The following is a 17,462-nucleotide window of genomic DNA, read 5'->3' on the forward strand; positions in this document are numbered from 1 at the left end:
ACCCCGGTGGGTCCTTCCGGTGCCGTCAGGTCGGCTGCCGCCCCTCCTGTTGGAGGGGCAGGGCCTACCCGCCGTTCCACTCCCGCGCCGACGGCAGCAGGGCGTCGGCCAGCTCCGCCGCCACCTGCTCCGGTTCGGCCAGGCACCGCCATACGGGCACCCGGCGCACGGGGTAGGACCCGCCGGTGACGTCGAGCCGGGCGAGCACCTTACGCAGCTCTCTCCCTTCGGGATCGCCGGCCGGATCGTCGACCACCACCGCCAGCTCGGCATCCTCGCGCCGCACCACGATGTCGACGGTCTGCCCGGCCATGGGGACGTCACGCCGCACGGTGAGTCCCACCTGCCGGAGGGCGCGGTGGAGCCGGTCCGCCGGTACGGAATCCGCGCCCGGTCGGGCCCCGGTGGCATCGCCGACCAGCGCCAGGGCGGTCAGCAGACCCCGTTGTGCCGACCACCACGACCGGTCACCGACCACCACGAGCTGGGACCGGGCCCGGGTGATGGCCACGTTCCACAGGTTGGTCTGGTGGGCCAGCCAGCCCCGGGTACGGTCCGGCACCCCGTGCGCCCCGACCGGCGACACGACCATGATGTCCCGCTCGCTGCCCTGGAACTTGTGGATCGTCGCGCAGAGCAGGTTGTCGGTGAGGCCGGCGGCGTTCAGGGCGGCCGCCAGGCGACGCTGGTGCGCGGCCAACGGCGTGACCACCCCGATCGAGACGTCCGGGTACGCCCCCCGCAGGTCCCTCACCTCGGCGACGACCGCGTCGATCTCGACCTGGTTGTACCCGGACCCGGTCGCCCCCGGGCTGAACCGTCCGGGAACATCGCGCCACCGCACCGCCGGATCGGCCGGCGCGGCCAACCGGGCCGGATCGGTCAGCACGGTGAGTCGCCCCTGGTAGACCTCCCGGTTCGGCACGTCGACGATATCCGGGTGGCACCGGTAGTGCTCGTCGAGCAGATGCGTGGCCTTCGCTGCGGCGGCGAACGCGTCGTAGGCGGAATGAGCGGTGTAGGTCAGCCGACGGGCGGTCAGCCAACCGGTGCTCAGCCCGGCGCGGGCCCGCTCGGTGACGTCGTCGGCCTCGGGCAGGTCGACGACGGGCGCGAGCTGACGTGGGTCACCGATGATCAGGGCACGCTTGGCGCGGTAGAGCATGGGCAGGATCGCGGGGATGGTGCACTGTGCCGCCTCGTCGATCACCACCAGGTCGTACAACGCGGGGGTTCTCTTCAACCGCCGGGCGGACAACGCGGTCACCGCCCAGCCGGGCAGCACCCGCAGCAGCTCCGGAAAGTAGGCCCAACTGTCGGACTGTGGCCGGGCCATCTCGTCGGCCCGGTCCTGCAACAGCCGCGTTCCGGCAGTCACCCGGCGGGCGATCTGCGCCCGCAGCAGGTCGATGCTGAGGGCGGGCCGGGTGGTGCCGATCAGTTCTACGAGCCGCCGCCAGGTGGCCTCGGCGTCGGGCAGCCCGGCCAGTCGCCGCAGGCTCTCCCGCCACCGCAGTTCGAACACCGCACGTTCGGCGAGCGCCTCGACACCGTGCCGGTCGACGACCCGGTACGGCCGCAGCCGCCACCGGTACCACCAGCCGAACCACCTGCTGGCGAGCGCCCGATCGGTCAGTCGGACGAGCTGCGCCAGCGCGGCGTCGTCGGCTGGCAGCGGGACCGCGCCGAGGCCGGCGTCCCGGTCATCCGGGTCGGCGTCACGCTCGGCGGCCAGGTCCGCGAGGTCGCGTTCGAGCAACCGTCGCTCGTCCAACCGGGCACGGAGACCGGCGGCCTCCTCGGCCAGCATCCGCAACTCGCGCAACGGCGTCCGGTCGTCAGGAAGGGTCGACCGTTCCGCAGCCGGATAGGCGGCCATGATGTCGGCGAGGTGCTTCGGCTCCTGCTGGCGGTGTTCCTGGTTGCCCGTCCGCATCAGCAACCCTGGGCCGACCATGTCGGTCACCCGGTGGAGCACCGAGTCGACGGCCTGGTTGCTGGTGGAGCCGATCAGCACGCTCTGGCCGGCGGCCGTGGCGGTCGCCAGCAGGGCCGTGACGAGCTGACTCTTGCCGGTGCCGGGCGGCCCCTGGGCCACGGTCAACGGCTGCGACATCGCCGCCCGGATGATCTCTTCCTGCGCCTCGTTCACCGCGCTCGTCGCCACCGTCACGACCGGCGGCACGGCTGCCTCGTCGGGGCGGAGCGCCAACGCGCCCAGCGCCGTACCTCCGATGAGCCTCGGGTTCTTGATCATGCCGCGCAGGTCGTCGACGAGCTGCCGCTGCGGCGACTGGGCGGCGTCGACGGCGTAGAGGATCGCGGCGTTCTGCACCCCGTTGACGGGTCCGGAGCGGATGGTGCCGCCGAGCGTCGCCGGATCAATCTCCGTCACCGGGTTCAACCCGAACGTTTTCACGAGCACATCGACGGTGGCGGTGAGGGACTCCGGGTCACCCGGCACGAATGCCTGCTCGACGCGCTGCACCAACTCGTCGGCCTCCACCTCGGAGAGCTGGAGCAGATCGACGAGGGCGGCGCTGGGGCGGGGCGGGAACGAGGCGTGCAGGACGTCGTCCGCGCCGACGGTGACGTCGCAGACCAGAAGCGGAGCGAGCCGGACCTGCCGCTTGCGGTCCGGCTGGACGACGACGACCGGATAGCCGTACTGCAACTCCCGACCATCGGCACGAGCCCGTTCGGCGAGATTGGCCGCCATGCGGCCCAGCCGGACGGGCGACTCGGACGTGAACACGGCCTCGCGCCCCGGCGGGGCCGTCAGATAGGTCCCGGCCGCCTTGGGGTCGATGAACGACTGCAGGACGGTCGACCGCTGCATGCAGTTGACGTAGTAGGTGACCAGGCGACGCCACTGGTCCGCGTCGAACGGCGCGTTGTCGGCCGGGCTCGCCGTGACGACGGCGGCCTGCCTCGCCTCGGCGGCGGAACCCGGTGCCGCGACCAGCCTGATCGGCTCGGTGACGCCCTCGCTCGACTCGACCGGGGTGTGCTGACGACGCCGGGCCATCTCGGTCAGGGTCCAGCGGGACAGGTCGTTGCTGGTGATCCAACCGTCGTCGGACGGCCCTTCGGCCGCACCCCGCAGACCGTCGAGAAGCACCTCGGTGAAGACCGACGGACGGTCCGGCCCCTGCGCCTTCGACGCCTTCAGGTGGGTGCTGGAGGTGAGGATGAAGGTGCCGCGCTCCCGCTTGAGGCGGCGTGGCTCTTCGCGAACGCCGCCCTGGAATCGGTTGCGGGCGGTGAACGCTCCGGAGAAGCAGCAGTCGAGCAGCACCACCTTCTGCGCGGCCTTGGTGTTGTTGAGCAGGTGCCGCAGCGTGCCGTCGGTGTCGAACGCGGTCGCGTGCAACTGCCCGCTGACCGTGTCGGTCGCGGCCAGGAACAGGGACTGCCCGTCGCCGTGCAGCACGCCGTGGCCGGAGTAGTAGAGCAGCGCCAGGTCCCCCCGGCTCCGCGCGCCGTAGAACTCCTCGACTATCTGACGCAGGTGGGTCGCCGGCAGGTCCATCTCGGCGCGTACGGAGTCGAACTCACCCGCGCCGTCCAGCAGCGCCTTGAACTGCGCCACGTCCTGGCGTACGGAGGGCAGGAGGGCAAGCTCACGGTCGGCGTGGCAGGTGGTCGTGCCGATCAGCAGGGCGTGCCGGCCCATCAGGGGCGGGTCCGCTCGATCGCCGCCCGCACCGTGGCGATCAGTTCGTCGGTCTGGGCGTGGGTGGGCCGGTCGATGGTCAACTCGATGTCGCCGACCCGCAGGTGCACCCGGCGACCGGTGTGCCGTCGCAGGAAGGCCAGCACCACGTCGACGAGCGCCTGCACATAGCCGGGGTCGGTGCCCGCCAGCACGGTGACGACGCCGAGCGCCAGCTCGGCTGCGCCCTTCGTCTCCGGATCGGTCACCGGCCGCTCGACGCGCTCCACCTCACCGACCTCGCGGAGGTCGTCCGCCAGTTCCTCGGTCAGCTCGCCGAGGACGAACTCGTCGTCATCGACCAGCGGGGTGAAGTCGATCCGGATGCGGACGTGGGACATCCAACCTCCTGGCTCAGCGGTGCTGACCAAACTACGGAAATCGGTAGGCGTCGGGCAGTGTCTGTCGGCTAGCCGATCGAACCGACAGTCTGCTACTTCCTATGTGGATCATACGTACGTCCAACGTAGATTACGGTTTCTGTCTGCCTTTTGAGCGCCTACATCCCCGGAACGCTCGACGGATCAGGGACGACGCCCACATGGGCCGAAGGAGCACACCGATGGTTCGAGCCGGATGACCACGGCGATCGACAACCCTCCGGCGCCAGGCCAGCTCGTCACGGTACGCAACCGGCGCTGGGTCGTCGCCGACGTGGTCCGCAGCGAGGTGACCAGCGGCGACCCGCACGTCTTCACCGGTGTGACCCCGCACCTGGCCACTCTGGTCAGCATCGAGGACGACGCCCGCGACGAGGAGTTGCGGGTGGTCTGGGAGCTGGAGCCAGGGCGGCGGGTGCACGACAGCGCGACGCTGCCGGACCCTCGGCACGGGTTCGACGATCCCGGGCAGTTGGCGGCGTTCCTGGATGCGGTGCGCTGGGGGGCCATCGCCTCGGCCGACCGGACCGCCCTCCAGGCCCCGTTCCGCTCCGGCATCGAGATCGAGGACTACCAGCTCGACCCGGTGGTCCGGGCGCTGTCGATGCCACGGACCAACCTGTTGATCGCCGACGACGTCGGTCTCGGCAAGACCATCGAGGCCGGGTTGGTGATGCAGGAGCTGATGCTGCGGCACCGGGCCCGCACCATGATGATCGTCTGCCCGGCCGGGCTGACCCGGCAGTGGCGCGACGAGATGCGCGACAAGTTCGGTCTCGACTTCCGCATCGTCGACGCGCCGCTGCTGCGGGAGCTGCGCCGCGCCCGAGGTCTCTACACCAACCCGTGGACGCACTACCCCCGGTTGATCGTCAGCGTGGACTGGCTCAAGCGGGACCGGCCGATGCGGTTGCTGCGCGAGGTGCTGCCGGCGATGCCCCGCTATCCGCGCAGCTTCGACTTGCTGGTCGTTGACGAGGTACACACCTGTGCGCCGTCCGGCCGTGGCCGGTACGCGGTGGATTCGCAGCGTACGAGGGCGATCCGCACTCTCGCCCCACACTGCGAGCATCGGCTGTTCCTCTCCGCCACCCCGCACAACGGTTTCACCGAGTCGTTCACCGCGCTGCTGGAGCTCCTCGACGACCAGCGGTTTGCCCGGGGCGTCAAGCCGACCGACGAGCAGCTGGCCCGGGTGATGGTGCGGCGGCTCAAGAGCGAGCTGCCGCCGAAGTGGGACGGCACCCCCCGGTTCCCGGCACGGCACCTGGGCTATCTGGAGGTCGACTACCCGGCCGCCGAACGGCACGCCCACGCCCAGCTCAGCCGCTATGCGGCGAGCCGCCGGACGAACGCCGACGGACGGGCCGGTGAGATCGCCGCCGACTTCGTCACCACCCTGCTCAAGCGCCGGCTCTTCTCGTCGCCGAAGGCGTTCGCCGAGACGGTGGAAACCCACCTGGCGACGATGACCGCCCGGGATCACACCGCCGCCGACGACCCGGTGCGGGCGAGGGACCGGGCGGCCGGCGAGAAGGTCCTGCAACCGGTGATCGACCGGCTGGCCGAGACGGCCGAGGACGACGCCGCCTACGGCAGCGCCGAGGCGGATGCCCTGACCACCGTCCGGCACTACGCGGCCCCGCTGTCGGCCGAGGAACGGGCGCTCCTGGGTGAGCTGCGCACCTGGGCACGTTCGGCGCAGGAGCGGCCGGACGCCAAGCTCGCCGCACTACATCGTTGGTTGGACCCGCTCGTGCGACCCGGCGGCGAGTGGTCGAACGAGCGGGTGATCATCTTCACCGAGTACCGCGACACCCAACGCTGGTTGCACGAGCGGTTGCTCAGCGCCGGCTACCCGCCGGAGCGGATCGCCCTGCTCTACGGCGGGCAGGACCCGGACGAACGCGAACACGTCAAGAACGTCTTCACCGAGCACCCCGACCTCGACGACGTGCGGGTCCTGCTCGCCACGGACGCCGCCAGCGAGGGCATCAACCTGCAACGGCACTGTCACCGACTGTTGCACTGGGAGATCCCCTGGAATCCCAACCGTCTTGAGCAACGCAACGGCCGGATCGACCGGCACGGTCAGCGCGCTTCCCGGGTGGAGGTGCTGCACTTCGTGCCGGCCGGTTGGCAGCAGGTCGACTACACCACCGGTTCGTTGGAGGACGAGCTGGCGTTCCTGCGGCTGGCGGTGGAGAAGGTCGAGGCGATCCGCGCCGACCTGGGCAGCGCGGGTGAGGTAATCGCCGCCCAGGTCGAGCAGAAGATGACCGGCAAGCAGACCGACTGGCGGGTCACCGACGTCGAGATCGACAGGCGGGCCAGCCGGGCCCGGCTGCGGGTGGAACGTGACCTGGCCCGGGACCTGCAACGGCTCACCGACACGTTGAAGGGGAGCCGGGCGGAGCTGAACCTCACCCCGGCCACTGTGGAGCGGGTGGTCCGCACCGGGTTACGGCTGGCCCACCGCCGGGACCTGCTCGACGCACCGACTCCGGCCGGCGCATCGGGTGCCTGGTTCCGGCTGCCCGAGCTGCCCGGCGCTTGGGCGACCGCGCGCAACGACGGGTTGCTGCACCCGGTGACCGGCCGGGAACGGCCGATCACCTTCGATCCGGACGCGGCGGTGGGGCGTACGGACGTGGTGCTCATGCACCTCGGGCACCAGTTGGTGCAGATGTGCCTGCGCCTGCTCCGGGCCGAGCTGTGGGCCCAGGCCCGGGGCGGTGCCGGGTCGGGCGACGCGAAACTCAGCCGGGTCACCGCCCGGGTGGTGGCGGGTGACCTGCTGCGCAGCCCGGCGTTGATCGCCCACGGCCGGGTGGTGGTCACCGGTGCGGAGGGCACCCGGTTGCACGAGGAGATCGTCACCGCCGGGGGCCCGATCGAGGGTGGGAAACTCACGCGGGTCCGTCAGGAGGAGTTGGAGGCGCTGCTCGCCGCCGCGACCGACGAGGTCCCCGCCGAGCAGGTCCGGCAGAGCCTGACCGAGCTGTGGCCGACACTGGCCGGGCCGCTGGGTCGGGCTCTCGGCACCCGCGCCGACCAGCGCGCCCGCAGCCTGCGCGGGCTGCTCGCCCGCCGCTGCGAGGAAGAGGTCACCGCGATCGGCTCGGTGTTGACCGAGCTGGAATCCTCGATCCGCAGCAAGCTCGCCGACGAGCCGCACTGGGAGCAGCCGACCCTGTTCACCGTCGAGCGCGACCAGTTGCACGCCGACCGGGACGCGTTGCAGGCCCGGCTGCGCGAGATCCCGGCGCAGCGGGAGCGGGAGAGCGACGCGCTGCGTCGTCGCTACGCCGACCCGACGCCCCGCTGGTTCCCGGCCGCCGTCACCTTCCTGGTCCCCGCGTCCCTGGCCCGAGGTGCCCGCTGATGCCCGCCATCCCCCGCCAGTCCCGAGGATCGTCCCCCCGTGCCGGCACCGGCCGCCGGGCGGTTGGACCGCCCACGCAACGGCCCCGACCGCCCGCGCTGACCATCGACGAGCAGCACGCCGAGTGGCTGGGCCTGCTGCGCCCGGAGGGGCCGTTCCTGACGGTGCCGGTGCTCGTCGAGACGTTGCCGCACGGCCTCGACACCGTGCCGGACGACGTCCGCGACCGGGTCCGCCGGGGCTGGGCCGAGGTGCAGGACGCCCCGGACCTGCTCGGCCCGGCCTGGGTCGAGCTGATCCTCGGCGAGCTGCTGCGTTACCCGGCCAGCGCCCGTGCCGACGGCCCGGTCCAGGTCACCGGCGTCGACGGTTTCCGGCCGGACGTGGTGCTGTCCGGTCCGCAGCCCGGCGGCGGCAGGGCCGACCGGTTGCACGTACACCGGTTGCCCTTCGCCGCCTCGCTCACCGCCACCCGGGGTGACCGGCCGGGCGCGATCGAGCAGGCCGCGCAGGTGTGCCGGGACACCGGCGTACCGCTGGCGCTGGTGACCAACGGGCAGCACTGGGCGTTGGTGCACGCCCGCCGGGGGGAGCCCACCGGCGTGGGTGTCTTCGACGCCGACCTCTGGCTGGAGGAACCGGCGCTGCTGCGCGGCTTCGCGACGCTGCTCGCCGCGTCCCGGGTGCTCGTCCCGCCGACCGACGCCGACGGCCGCCCGTCGACCGGCCTCGCCGGGTTGTTCGTCCGCAGCGCGGAGGCGCTCACCCAGATCACCACCACCCTGGGCGACCAGGTCCGCCGGGCGGTGGAGTTGTTCGTCGGCGAGCTGGCCCGGCTGGACCGGGAATCCGAAGGGATGCTGCTCGGCAAGGTCAGCGACCGGGAGATCTACCGGGGCTCGCTGACCGTGCTGATGCGGCTGGTCTTCCTGCTCTATGCCGAGGAGCAGCGGCTGCTGCCGGTGGCCGATCCGCTCTACGCGCAGGCGTACGCGGCGTCCACCCTGCACGGTCAGCTCCGCACGGCGCGTGACATGTACAGCGACGAGGTCGGCGACCGTCGTACCGCCGCCTGGCCCCGGCTGCTCGCCCTCTTTGCCGCGGTGTACGACGGCTGCGAGCACCCCGACCTGCGGATTCCCGCCCACGGTGGTTCGCTGTTCGACCCGGGGCGGTTTCCCTGGCTGGTCGACGCGGCGGTCACCGACCGGGTGGTGCACGAGATGCTGGACGCCCTGCTGGTGCTGCGGCACCGGGGCCGGGCCGCCGAGCAGCTCAGCTACTCCAGCCTCGGCGTGGAGCAGCTCGGCCACGTCTACGAGGGTCTGTTGGAGTTCTCCTGCGCCCGGGTGCGGGAGCCGTACGTCGGTCTGCTCGGCAAGCGCGAGCCGGAGCTGCCGCTTGCCGAGTTGGAGGCCGCCGCCGCCCGGGGTGAGGCGGAGCTGCGGGTCTGGCTGGTCGCCCGCTGCGACCTCACCGTCCGGCAGGCGGCGAAGGCCCTGGCCGCGACGCCCGCGCCGCACCAGCTCGCCGCGCTGCACGCGGCCTGCGACAACGACGCCGACCTGACCGATCGGGTACGCCCGTTCTGGGGTCTGCTCCGCGCCGACCTGCGTGACCTGCCCACGGTCTTCCCCGCCGGCTCGGTGCTGTTCACCCAGTTCGGCGACCGGCGGAACACGGGCACCCACTACACCCCGCGCCCGCTGGCCGAGGAGGTCGTCCGGCACACCCTCGCCCCACTCTGCTTCTCTCCCGGCCCGGCGCAGGGCGTCACCGACGAGAAGCTGTGGCAGCCCAGGACCGCCGACGAGCTGCTGCGGCTCAAGGTGCTCGACCCGGCGATGGGCTCCGGGGCGTTCCTGGTGGCGGCCTGCCGCTACCTCGCCGAGGTGCTGGTGCGGGCCTGGCAACGCGACGGGCTCCCCGCCGAGTTCGCCGACCTGGCCAACGGCAACCCGGACCGGGAGGAACTGCTGCTCACGGCCCGTCGCCTGGTCGCCGCCCGCTGCCTCTACGGGGTGGACCGCGACGACATGGCGGTGGAGCTGGCCAAGCTGTCGCTGTGGCTGGTGACCCTGGCGAAGGGGAAACCGTTCGGCTTCCTCGACCACGCGCTGCGCTGGGGCGACTCGCTGATCGGCATCACCTCCGTCGACCAGCTCACCGCCTTCCACCTGGACCCGCAGGCGGGCCGTTACCAGCACAGCCGCTTCTTCGGCGACCTGGTCGACCGGCTGCACCGGACGGTCGGCGAGATGACCACGCTACGCGAGTCGATCGGTGCGACCGTCGTCGAGGACACCCGGGACGCCGCCGACAAGGCCGCCACGCTCGCCCAGGTCGAGCAGCTCGGCCACGGGCTGCGGCTGGCCGCCGACGCGGTGGTCGGCGCGGCGCTGTCCACCGCCGTCCGCCCCCAACGCCGCCCGTGGGACCCGGAGGACGACACTGACGACCCGGAGACGAAGTACGACGGCCGTCTGCTCGACCTCAGCGACGACGTGTACGGCCTGCTCGACGGGCCGTATGACACGGAGTTGGAACAGCGGGTTGCCTTAAAGGTCGCCGACTGGTTGCGCGGTTCCCGGCCGGAACCGATCCGGCCGCTGCACTGGCCGTTGGAGTTCCCCGAGGTGGTCAACCGGGCCGGCTTCGACGCCGTCATCGGCAACCCGCCGTTCGTCGGCGGCCAGCGCCTGACCGGTGCGATCGGGCCAGACGTCCGCGAGTACCTGGTCGAGCGGGTCGGCCGGGGGAAGCGGGGCAGCGCGGATCTCTGCTCCTACTTCCTGCTGCGCAACCTCAGCGTCACCGGCAAAGGACGGGTGGGCATCATCGCCACCAACACGATCGCCCAGGGCGACACCCGGGAGGTCGGCCTCGACCAAATAGTGCTCGATCAACGCTGGGCTATTTATCGGGCCAACAAGTCACAGCCCTGGCCAGGCACTGCTTCGTTAGAGGTGTCGCTGCTCTGGGTCGGCCACGTCGACAACGCAGAGGAGCGCGTCCTTGATGGCCACCCGGTGCGAGCCATCACCCCATCACTGGATGCAGAGTCGCGCGTGACTGGGAAACCGCACCGGCTAAGGAAGCATGCTAACGAGGCGTTCATCGGATCCTATCTTCTCGGTGACGGATTCATCCTCGAACAGGATCAGGCCCGCGAGCTGATTCGCAACAATCATGTTAACTCGGAGGTCGTCTTCCCATTTTTGAACGGGGAAGACCTTAACACTCAGCCAGACTGCTCAGCACGCCGATGGGTTATCAATTTTCGAGATTGGCCAATCGAAAAGGCCCAGAGATATCCCGACTGCTTTAGTATAGTGGAGCGCAAAGTCAAACCCTTTCGGGCCAGCAGTAAGATTTATGGACGAAGGGAGCGGTGGTGGCAGTACGCTGGAAGAACTCCGACCCTACACCGCGCGATCGAAGGCCTTGACCGTGTGATCGTCATCGCACAGACAAGCCGCACGCAAATTCCCGCTATTGTGCCCGCAAACCAGACGCTATCCCAGTCACTCGTCGTGTTTGCAACATCTAGCACCGCAAAACTAACCCTAATATCCAGCGAATTCCAATACCTGTGGACCGCAAAGAACTCTGCAAGCATGAAGAGCGACCTACGATTCATTCCGTCAGACTGCTATGAGACTTTTCCACAGCCAGGTATGACCAGCCGGATGGAGCGGGTCGGGGCGGAGTTGGATTCGTATCGGCGGTCGGTGATGCTGGGGCGCGAGTTGGGGCTGACGAAACTCTACAACCTGGTCCACGATGAGCAGGTCACCAGCGCCGACATCCGCCACCTGCGGGAGATCCACGTCGAGATCGACGAGGCGGTGGCCGAGGCGTACGGCTTCAACCTCACGTTGGGGCACGGTTTCCACCAGACCCGCCAGGGCACCCGGTTCACCATCGCCCCGACCGTCCAGGTCGACGTGCTGGATCTACTCCTCGAACTCAACCACCAGCGCCACGAGCAGGAGAAGCCCCAACAGGCCGCTACCCGCCGCAAGCCGCAGAAGAGGACCGAGGCCGTACCGCGCGCAAAGTCCGAAGCGGCCCCGGCGGCGCTAGAGTCCGCATTGGACGACGGCCTGTTCCCTCTCCCCGACGCCCTCTTCTGAGCACGGAAACAGTAAGGAAGTCTGATGGCTGCGGCGACTCCACGGGTATGGCTGGTGCGAGCGGGTCGGCACGGCGAGCGCGTGAGCTGGGCCCTCGACAACCAGGTCGCCGGAGGCGGGTTCAGGGAGGTCAACGACCTCACGAAGGCAACCACTCGCGAGTCGGTGGGCGACCTTGTGCGGGCCGGCTTTCCCGAGGCCAAGGCAAACCTGGTAGCCAACTACACCGGGCAGTTGTGGGCGCTACGGGAGCGTATAGCGGTGGGCGACATCGTCGTGTTGCCCATGAAGATGTCTGGTCAGATTGCCATTGGCAGAGTAGTAGGTGACTACCAGTACCTGTCCGATCCGGACCCGGAGCGCCGTCACGTCCGACCGGTGCAATGGCTGCGTACGGACGTCCCCAGGACCGCGATCAAGCAGGATCTGCTCTACACGCTCGGCGCGTTTCTCACCATCTGTGAGGTCAGCCGCAACGATGGCGCGTGGCGTATGACCAAGGTGTTGGAGTCGGGCCATGACCCCGGCGCTCGGCCCACCCTTGGCAAGGCGGCACCAGTCGCGCCCGACGTGCCACAAGCGGGCGATGTGGAGGCAGACGCCTCACCGGCTGTCGACGTGGAGCGCTACGCGCGCGACCGCATCACCAGCACGGTGATCGAACACTACGCCGGGCACAAACTCGAACACCTGGTCGCCGCCGTACTCACTGCGGAAGGCTTCACCTGCACGGTGACGAAGGCGTCCAGCGACGGAGGCGTGGACGTATTCGCCGGCCGGGGGCCGTTCGGCCTGGACAGCCCCCGCTTGGTCGTTCAAGTCAAGAGCGACGCCAACCCGGTCGGCGTCGACGTGGTGCAGAAGCTACAGGGCGCGTTGGGTAGCCACGGTGCGGATCAGGCGTTGCTCGTGGCCTGGGGTGGCATCAATGGGAACGCCCGCGCGTTGCTGATCAACCAGCACTTCCGCATCCGCGTCTGGGACGCCGACGATCTCATCGACGCCGTATGCCGAAACTACCTCCAACTTCCGGACGAGCTTCGCGCGGAGCTACCCCTCAAGCAGGTGTGGGTGCTGGTCGAGGAGGAGACGCCCTAACTTACCGGGTCGGTCTTGAGACTGGTCAGGAAGCTGGCTCATGAGCGACCGTCGAAGGCGAGGACCGGGCCGGTGCGGTGCTCGGTGTCGCAGACATCTACCGCGCTGCGCCCCGACGTCTTCGGCCCAAGGCAACGGCGCTTCCTGGCACTAACAATGCGATTGAATCACTTTCTGGGACGGTGGCGAATGCCTAAGAAAAAGATGTGGGTTGAGTACGACGACGGATCGCATCTCTCGAAGTCGCAAAAGAAACCCGGCGGCTACAGCCCTCTGACTCGCGAAGACAAAACTAACAAGCTCGGCCAGGTCACACTGAGCGACATCGACGAAGAGGACGACGATCCGCCGGTGGTGTTCGTTTACCACATGGGATCGAGCCCATCAGGCGGACCGGTGACACGCGAGGAGCCGTCACTGTCGGACCACGCAATCGGCCTGCTCGGCAACCTACTTATCGCCGGTGCTGCCGCAGCTGCGGACAAGGCCAGACCGCACGTGGCGAGATGGCTAGCCGAGCAGGCGGCACCGACTGTGGTGTCGAGATGGAATCGGCTCAAGTCCCGCGTGCCCGGACGGCCGGACGGCGGTGCCGAACAGTCCGCAATGGCAGAGCCCGCACCGTCGAACGAAAGGCAGGAAGTTGTCGCCGCTCTCCAGGCGTGCCAGGCCAGTATGAGCACCAAGGAAGCGCGCAACCGCTTCCTTGCGGCCCTTGTGACTCGGCTCTACAGCGAGGAGCAGCTGAGAATCCTCCGGGAAGCCCAAATCGAAGACGTCAACGGCCTTCTGGAAGTGGGCAGCATGGTGGAGGCGCTTACCGCGGAGCAACTTTGGTCTGCTATCACGGCATTGATTGAGGAGAATCCGTCTCTGCTGGGAGACGGCGCGCAGGCTGAACTCGGGAAAATTCTCGGTGGAAGCCACCCCGCAGCCGCCCGCGTGCCCTTGGCCGGCGATCCATCCGCAGAACCGCTCCGAAGCGACCGCAGGATGTAGCCGCCACGAGCTGGGCGCTGCTGGCGCTGACGAGCAACTTTGCATCCGACACCGGTGGTTTCGTCCACGGGAGTGGCGTACGACTTGCCCGTGGTGGCCTATTGTGTAGATGAGAGACGGCCATCGCGTCGATCCTTAAAGACAACCAAGTCAGAGAAGGAGAGGAGAACGCGATGGCCACTCCAGAGAGCGCGAGCCCCTGTTGAGCCGCTACGCGGGTAGATCGAGGGCGCGTCGCCGAACATATTGCAGGCGATGAGTGGGACACCCACGCGGGCACGATCGACTTCGCGATCCCGAAGCTGCGCCAGGTTCGTATTCCTGGCCGCCAGTGCCGCAGGCGTGGCAGTCCTGACTAACAAGGCTGTCAGCTTGCCGGGTCGACCTTGAGGCTGGTCAGGAAGTTGGCCCACGAGCGGCCGTCGAACGCGAGCATCGGGCCACTGCGGTCCTTGGTGTCGCGGACGTCCACCCCGCCACCGACGAACCGCACTTCGACGCAGGCCGCGTTGTCAGAGCTACGGGAGGACTTGAACCAGCCACGATCGGGGGTGGCGGGAGCGGCCATCACGTCATCTCCTTGGCGACCTGCCGGATCAGCACCAGCGACTCCGCCGAGCTTAACGCCCGCTCCCGCGCCTCGGCGAACGTGACGACGTAGTCCGCGACCCGGCTGGACTGGTCGATGATGTCGCTGGAGGTCAGCACCTCCTGCCACACCAGGTCGGGCAGCCGGGGCGACGGGAACGACAGGATCTGGAACGGGCCGCCGAGCGCGGGATGCGCCCCGGCGGTGAACGGCATCACCCGGATCTCGAACTGCTCCGGCCGCTCGGTCAGCAGCCGGTCGAGGTGGTCGAGTTGTGCGCGCATCACCTCCCGGCCGCCCACCTGCTGCCGCAACGCGCCCTCAGCGATCACGGAGGTCAGCCGCAGCGGATGGTCGCCGTCGAGCCGCCGCTGCCGCGCCATCCGCACCGCGACCCGCCGGTCCATCTCCGTCAGCCGCACGTAGGTGTTGCCACCCCGGATCACCGCGCGGGCGTACTCCTCGGTCTGCAACAGCCCGTGCAGGAGTTCGTTGTGGTAGCTGCGGACGTGGTCGGCGCCCGCCTCGTAGCCGAGGAAGCGCAGGAACTCGGCCGGGAAGAGCTGCGAGTACTGGTGCCACCAGGCCCGCTGCATGGCCGCGACCCGCAGCCCCTCCAGGTCGGCGGCTTCGCCCGGGTCGATCTCATAGGCCGCGACAAGCTGGGCCAGTCGTTCGCCCGGCAGCTTGACCCGCCCCGCCTCCACCCCCGAGATGTACGCCTGCGTGATGCCGCTCGCCCGGCCCGCCGCGACCGCTGTCATCCCCACCTCTTCACGGCGCTCACGCAGCCGCATCCCCAGCTCCCACGCCTGCACGGTGGGCGACTGAAGTGGTGCCACCGACTTGCGGCGCACCCTTGACGTGTTTGGTGTCATCGCTATCCCCTCCTGTCCCTGCCGCGGCTACCTCGCCGATGATGTTAGAACGAAACTCCAAGCCATGTCGACTTGATATAAACGACGAGGTCGGCAAAGCTCCTGCTACGAGCTTTGCATCGCAGACGAGGAGGCAATCATGCCGAACGAGGTCAGGTGGGTCCACGAGGAACCGCAGGTACGGCACGCGTTCTCGCTCTGCCAGATCGTCGACGCCGGCACCGCCGACCAGTGGTACGACCTGCTCGGTGTCGTCCGGGTGCCGGTCGACCGGCTGGCCGCGGACAAGCTGCGCGACTAGCTACGCCCCTGGGCGCTGACCACCCTGGCGGCCGGCGGCTACGGCTTCGGCTTCGGCCGCTACTACGCCTGCTACTCCACGCTCGACGAGGACGACGAACCCGACAATGCCATCGCGCACGAGGACATCGACTGGTCCAGCAGCACCGTCCTGGTCCCTGCCGACCAACCAGCCACCTCGTGCTGAACCTTGACGCTCGCAGGAATCGAACATATGTTCGACCCGTGGTGTCCGTCGATAATCTCCGCCAGCAGCAGCCACCGGGATGGCTGAGCCGGAACGGCACGTCAGGGCCTACGATCGTGCCCATGGACACGGCGATGATCGAGCGGGCTGCCCTGGTCGCCCTCCTTCGCCGCCCGCAGGCAAGCTGGTCAGAGACTGCCCTGGACATCCAGGAGAACGGCAGCGCCAAGGCCGTCCTCGACCGCACGGTCGGCCACTGCGACACCCTCTTCCCGCAGGCAGAGTCGACCGCCGACCTGATCGACACTGCCACCGCCGAGATTGCCGGCTGGCAGGCGGAGGGAATCGGCGTACACGCCTTCTTCGACGCCACCTACCCGGCTCAACTGCTCGGCATCCGCGAGATGCCGCCGCTGCTGTTCAGCCGAGGCGACCTACGGGTTCATGACCGGGCGGTGGCCGTCGTCGGCAGCCGTAAGGCGAGCAGCGACGGGCTACGGATCGCCCGGGCGGTCGCCACCACCCTCGCCGGGCGTGGGGTGACCGTGGTCAGTGGGCTCGCCAACGGCATCGACACCGCCGCTCACTCCGCAGCGTTGGAAGCAGGCGGGCGCACCGTCGCGGTCATCGGCACCGGCATCCGCCGCTACTACCCGGCAGACAACAGACGCCTCCAGGACCACATCGCCGATGTCGGGCTGGTGATCTCCCAGTTCTGGCCAGACGCCCCGCCGAGCCGACAGAGCTTCCCCATGCGCAACGCCATCATGAGCGGCTACGCGGTTGCGACGGTTGTCGTCGAGGCAGGCGAGACCAGTGGAGCACGAATCCAGGCCAGGCTCGCGCTCCAGCACGGCCGCCCCGTCGTCCTGACGGGGCAGGTCATGCGGTGCGACTGGGCCAAGGCATTCGCCGAGAACCCCGGCGTCTACGTCGTGCACGGCACCACGCAACTCCTGGAAGCCGTCGACGACATCCTCAGCTACCAGCCCACCGAAGCCGGCCTGGAGAACTTTCCTGACTTCGCCCTCAGCTGACCAACGCTGGGTCATCATCCGGCGGTACGTCGAAGTCCAGCGCGGATACCTACGCAACCCGCTGCCGGCGTACCCCTGGATCTGCCCCACGTGTCGCGGAGTCCGAGGCGAGGGCTACTCGCTCTGCTTCCGCTGTCAGTCCCACCTGGCCCTGTCGAACGGCGTCCTCGCGGACCTTGTTCTACCGATCTCCTACTCGCCCCGCACCTGGCAGCATCATTACAACCTCCGGATGTACAAGGGCACGGCCCGGTCCGAGCAGGCCCAGCGGAATCTGCTCGCTCTCCTGCTGCTCTTCCTGCGCGACCACATCGCCTGCCTGACGGCCCGTACCGGTGCATCACCCACGCACGTCATCACCGTCCCCAGCACCCGTGTCCGCCCCGGCATACATCCACTCACCGAGCTTGTGGGTGGTCAGCTCCGCCTCCCCTGGATCACCAGCGCGGTCAACCCGAGCTACGGACCAGACGATCACGACTTCCACGCCGACTGGTTCACACCAGCCCTGCCCCATTCCCGCCTACCCGTCCACGCACTGATCATCGAAGACACCTGGACCACAGGTGCCCGTGTGCAGTCACTGGCCCACGCCCTGAAGGTTGCAGGTGCCACCTCTGTGGCCGCGATCGTCCTCGGCCGTCACGTCGATCCGACCTACCCGCCGGCAAAGCGACTGATGAGCGCCATCGCCGACCCGGTCTTCGACACCAGCCGCTGCACAGCCGAAGCTGACTGACCAAATACGACAGAGGGCC

11 protein-coding genes are annotated in these 17,462 nt (G+C 69.0%); 7 read left to right on the plus strand and 4 right to left on the minus strand.

The genetic code is table 11. The annotated features are described in order from the left end of the window. Positions 1-64: 64 nt before the first annotated feature. The gene (locus tag H1A17_RS13135) at positions 65-3,676 is read right to left on the minus strand and encodes an AAA domain-containing protein (protein ID WP_194821971.1); all 3,612 of its coding nucleotides are present in this window, start codon (positions 3,674-3,676) and stop codon (positions 65-67) included. After that, entirely contained in the window at positions 3,676-4,056 is a 381-nt protein-coding gene (locus tag H1A17_RS13140; RefSeq protein ID WP_194821972.1) for a hypothetical protein, read from the minus strand. The genes H1A17_RS13135 and H1A17_RS13140 overlap by 1 nt, the downstream gene beginning before the upstream one ends. Positions 4,057-4,291: 235 nt before the next feature. On the opposite strand from H1A17_RS13140, the gene drmD reads away from it, so the two are divergent. The 4 genes from drmD to H1A17_RS13160 all read left to right on the plus strand — a co-directional run bounded on the left by drmD (position 4,292) and on the right by H1A17_RS13160 (position 13,713). Further along, complete coding sequence (drmD, locus tag H1A17_RS13145) at positions 4,292-7,480, plus strand: DISARM system SNF2-like helicase DrmD (protein WP_194821973.1); 3,189 nt, start codon at positions 4,292-4,294, stop codon at positions 7,478-7,480. Continuing rightward, the gene (locus H1A17_RS13150) at positions 7,480-11,616 is read left to right on the plus strand and encodes an Eco57I restriction-modification methylase domain-containing protein (RefSeq protein ID WP_228543470.1); all 4,137 of its coding nucleotides are present in this window, start codon (positions 7,480-7,482) and stop codon (positions 11,614-11,616) included. The genes drmD and H1A17_RS13150 overlap by 1 nt, the downstream gene beginning before the upstream one ends. A 24-nt stretch (positions 11,617-11,640) precedes the next feature. Then, entirely contained in the window at positions 11,641-12,714 is a 1,074-nt protein-coding gene (locus H1A17_RS13155) for a restriction endonuclease (protein ID WP_194821974.1), read from the plus strand. A 189-nt stretch (positions 12,715-12,903) separates the two neighbouring features. Continuing rightward, positions 12,904-13,713 (plus strand): hypothetical protein, encoded by an 810-nt coding sequence (locus tag H1A17_RS13160; protein ID WP_194821975.1) that lies wholly within the window; start codon positions 12,904-12,906, stop codon positions 13,711-13,713. A gap of 367 nt (positions 13,714-14,080) precedes the next feature. Here the strand turns inward: H1A17_RS13160 and H1A17_RS13165 are convergent, their stop codons facing one another. Further along, positions 14,081-14,281: a DUF397 domain-containing protein gene (locus H1A17_RS13165; protein ID WP_194821987.1), complete on the minus strand. Its 201-nt coding sequence runs from the start codon at positions 14,279-14,281 to the stop codon at positions 14,081-14,083. After that, positions 14,281-15,144, minus strand: a complete 864-nt coding sequence (locus H1A17_RS13170; protein ID WP_194821976.1) for a helix-turn-helix transcriptional regulator — start codon at positions 15,142-15,144, stop codon at positions 14,281-14,283. Before H1A17_RS13170 ends, H1A17_RS13165 begins: the two co-directional genes overlap by 1 nt. Positions 15,145-15,319: 175 nt before the next feature. Here H1A17_RS13170 and H1A17_RS13175 point away from each other — a divergent pair, with 175 nt between their 5' ends. The 3 genes from H1A17_RS13175 to H1A17_RS34400 all read left to right on the plus strand — a co-directional run bounded on the left by H1A17_RS13175 (position 15,320) and on the right by H1A17_RS34400 (position 17,443). Continuing rightward, positions 15,320-15,481 carry a hypothetical protein gene (locus tag H1A17_RS13175; protein ID WP_194821977.1) on the plus strand — a complete coding sequence of 54 codons (162 nt, stop codon included), beginning with the start codon at positions 15,320-15,322 and terminating at the stop codon, positions 15,479-15,481. 308 nt (positions 15,482-15,789) lie between these two features. Beyond that, positions 15,790-16,704, plus strand: coding sequence for a DNA-processing protein DprA (locus H1A17_RS13180; RefSeq protein ID WP_194821978.1), 915 nt, complete (start codon positions 15,790-15,792; stop codon positions 16,702-16,704). A gap of 232 nt (positions 16,705-16,936) precedes the next feature. Then, entirely contained in the window at positions 16,937-17,443 is a 507-nt protein-coding gene (locus H1A17_RS34400) for a hypothetical protein (protein ID WP_228543472.1), read from the plus strand. Positions 17,444-17,462 lie beyond the last annotated feature (19 nt).

The organism is Micromonospora sp. S-DT3-3-22 (assembly GCF_015354745.1).
Lineage (GTDB): Bacteria > Actinomycetota > Actinomycetes > Mycobacteriales > Micromonosporaceae > Micromonospora > Micromonospora wenchangensis.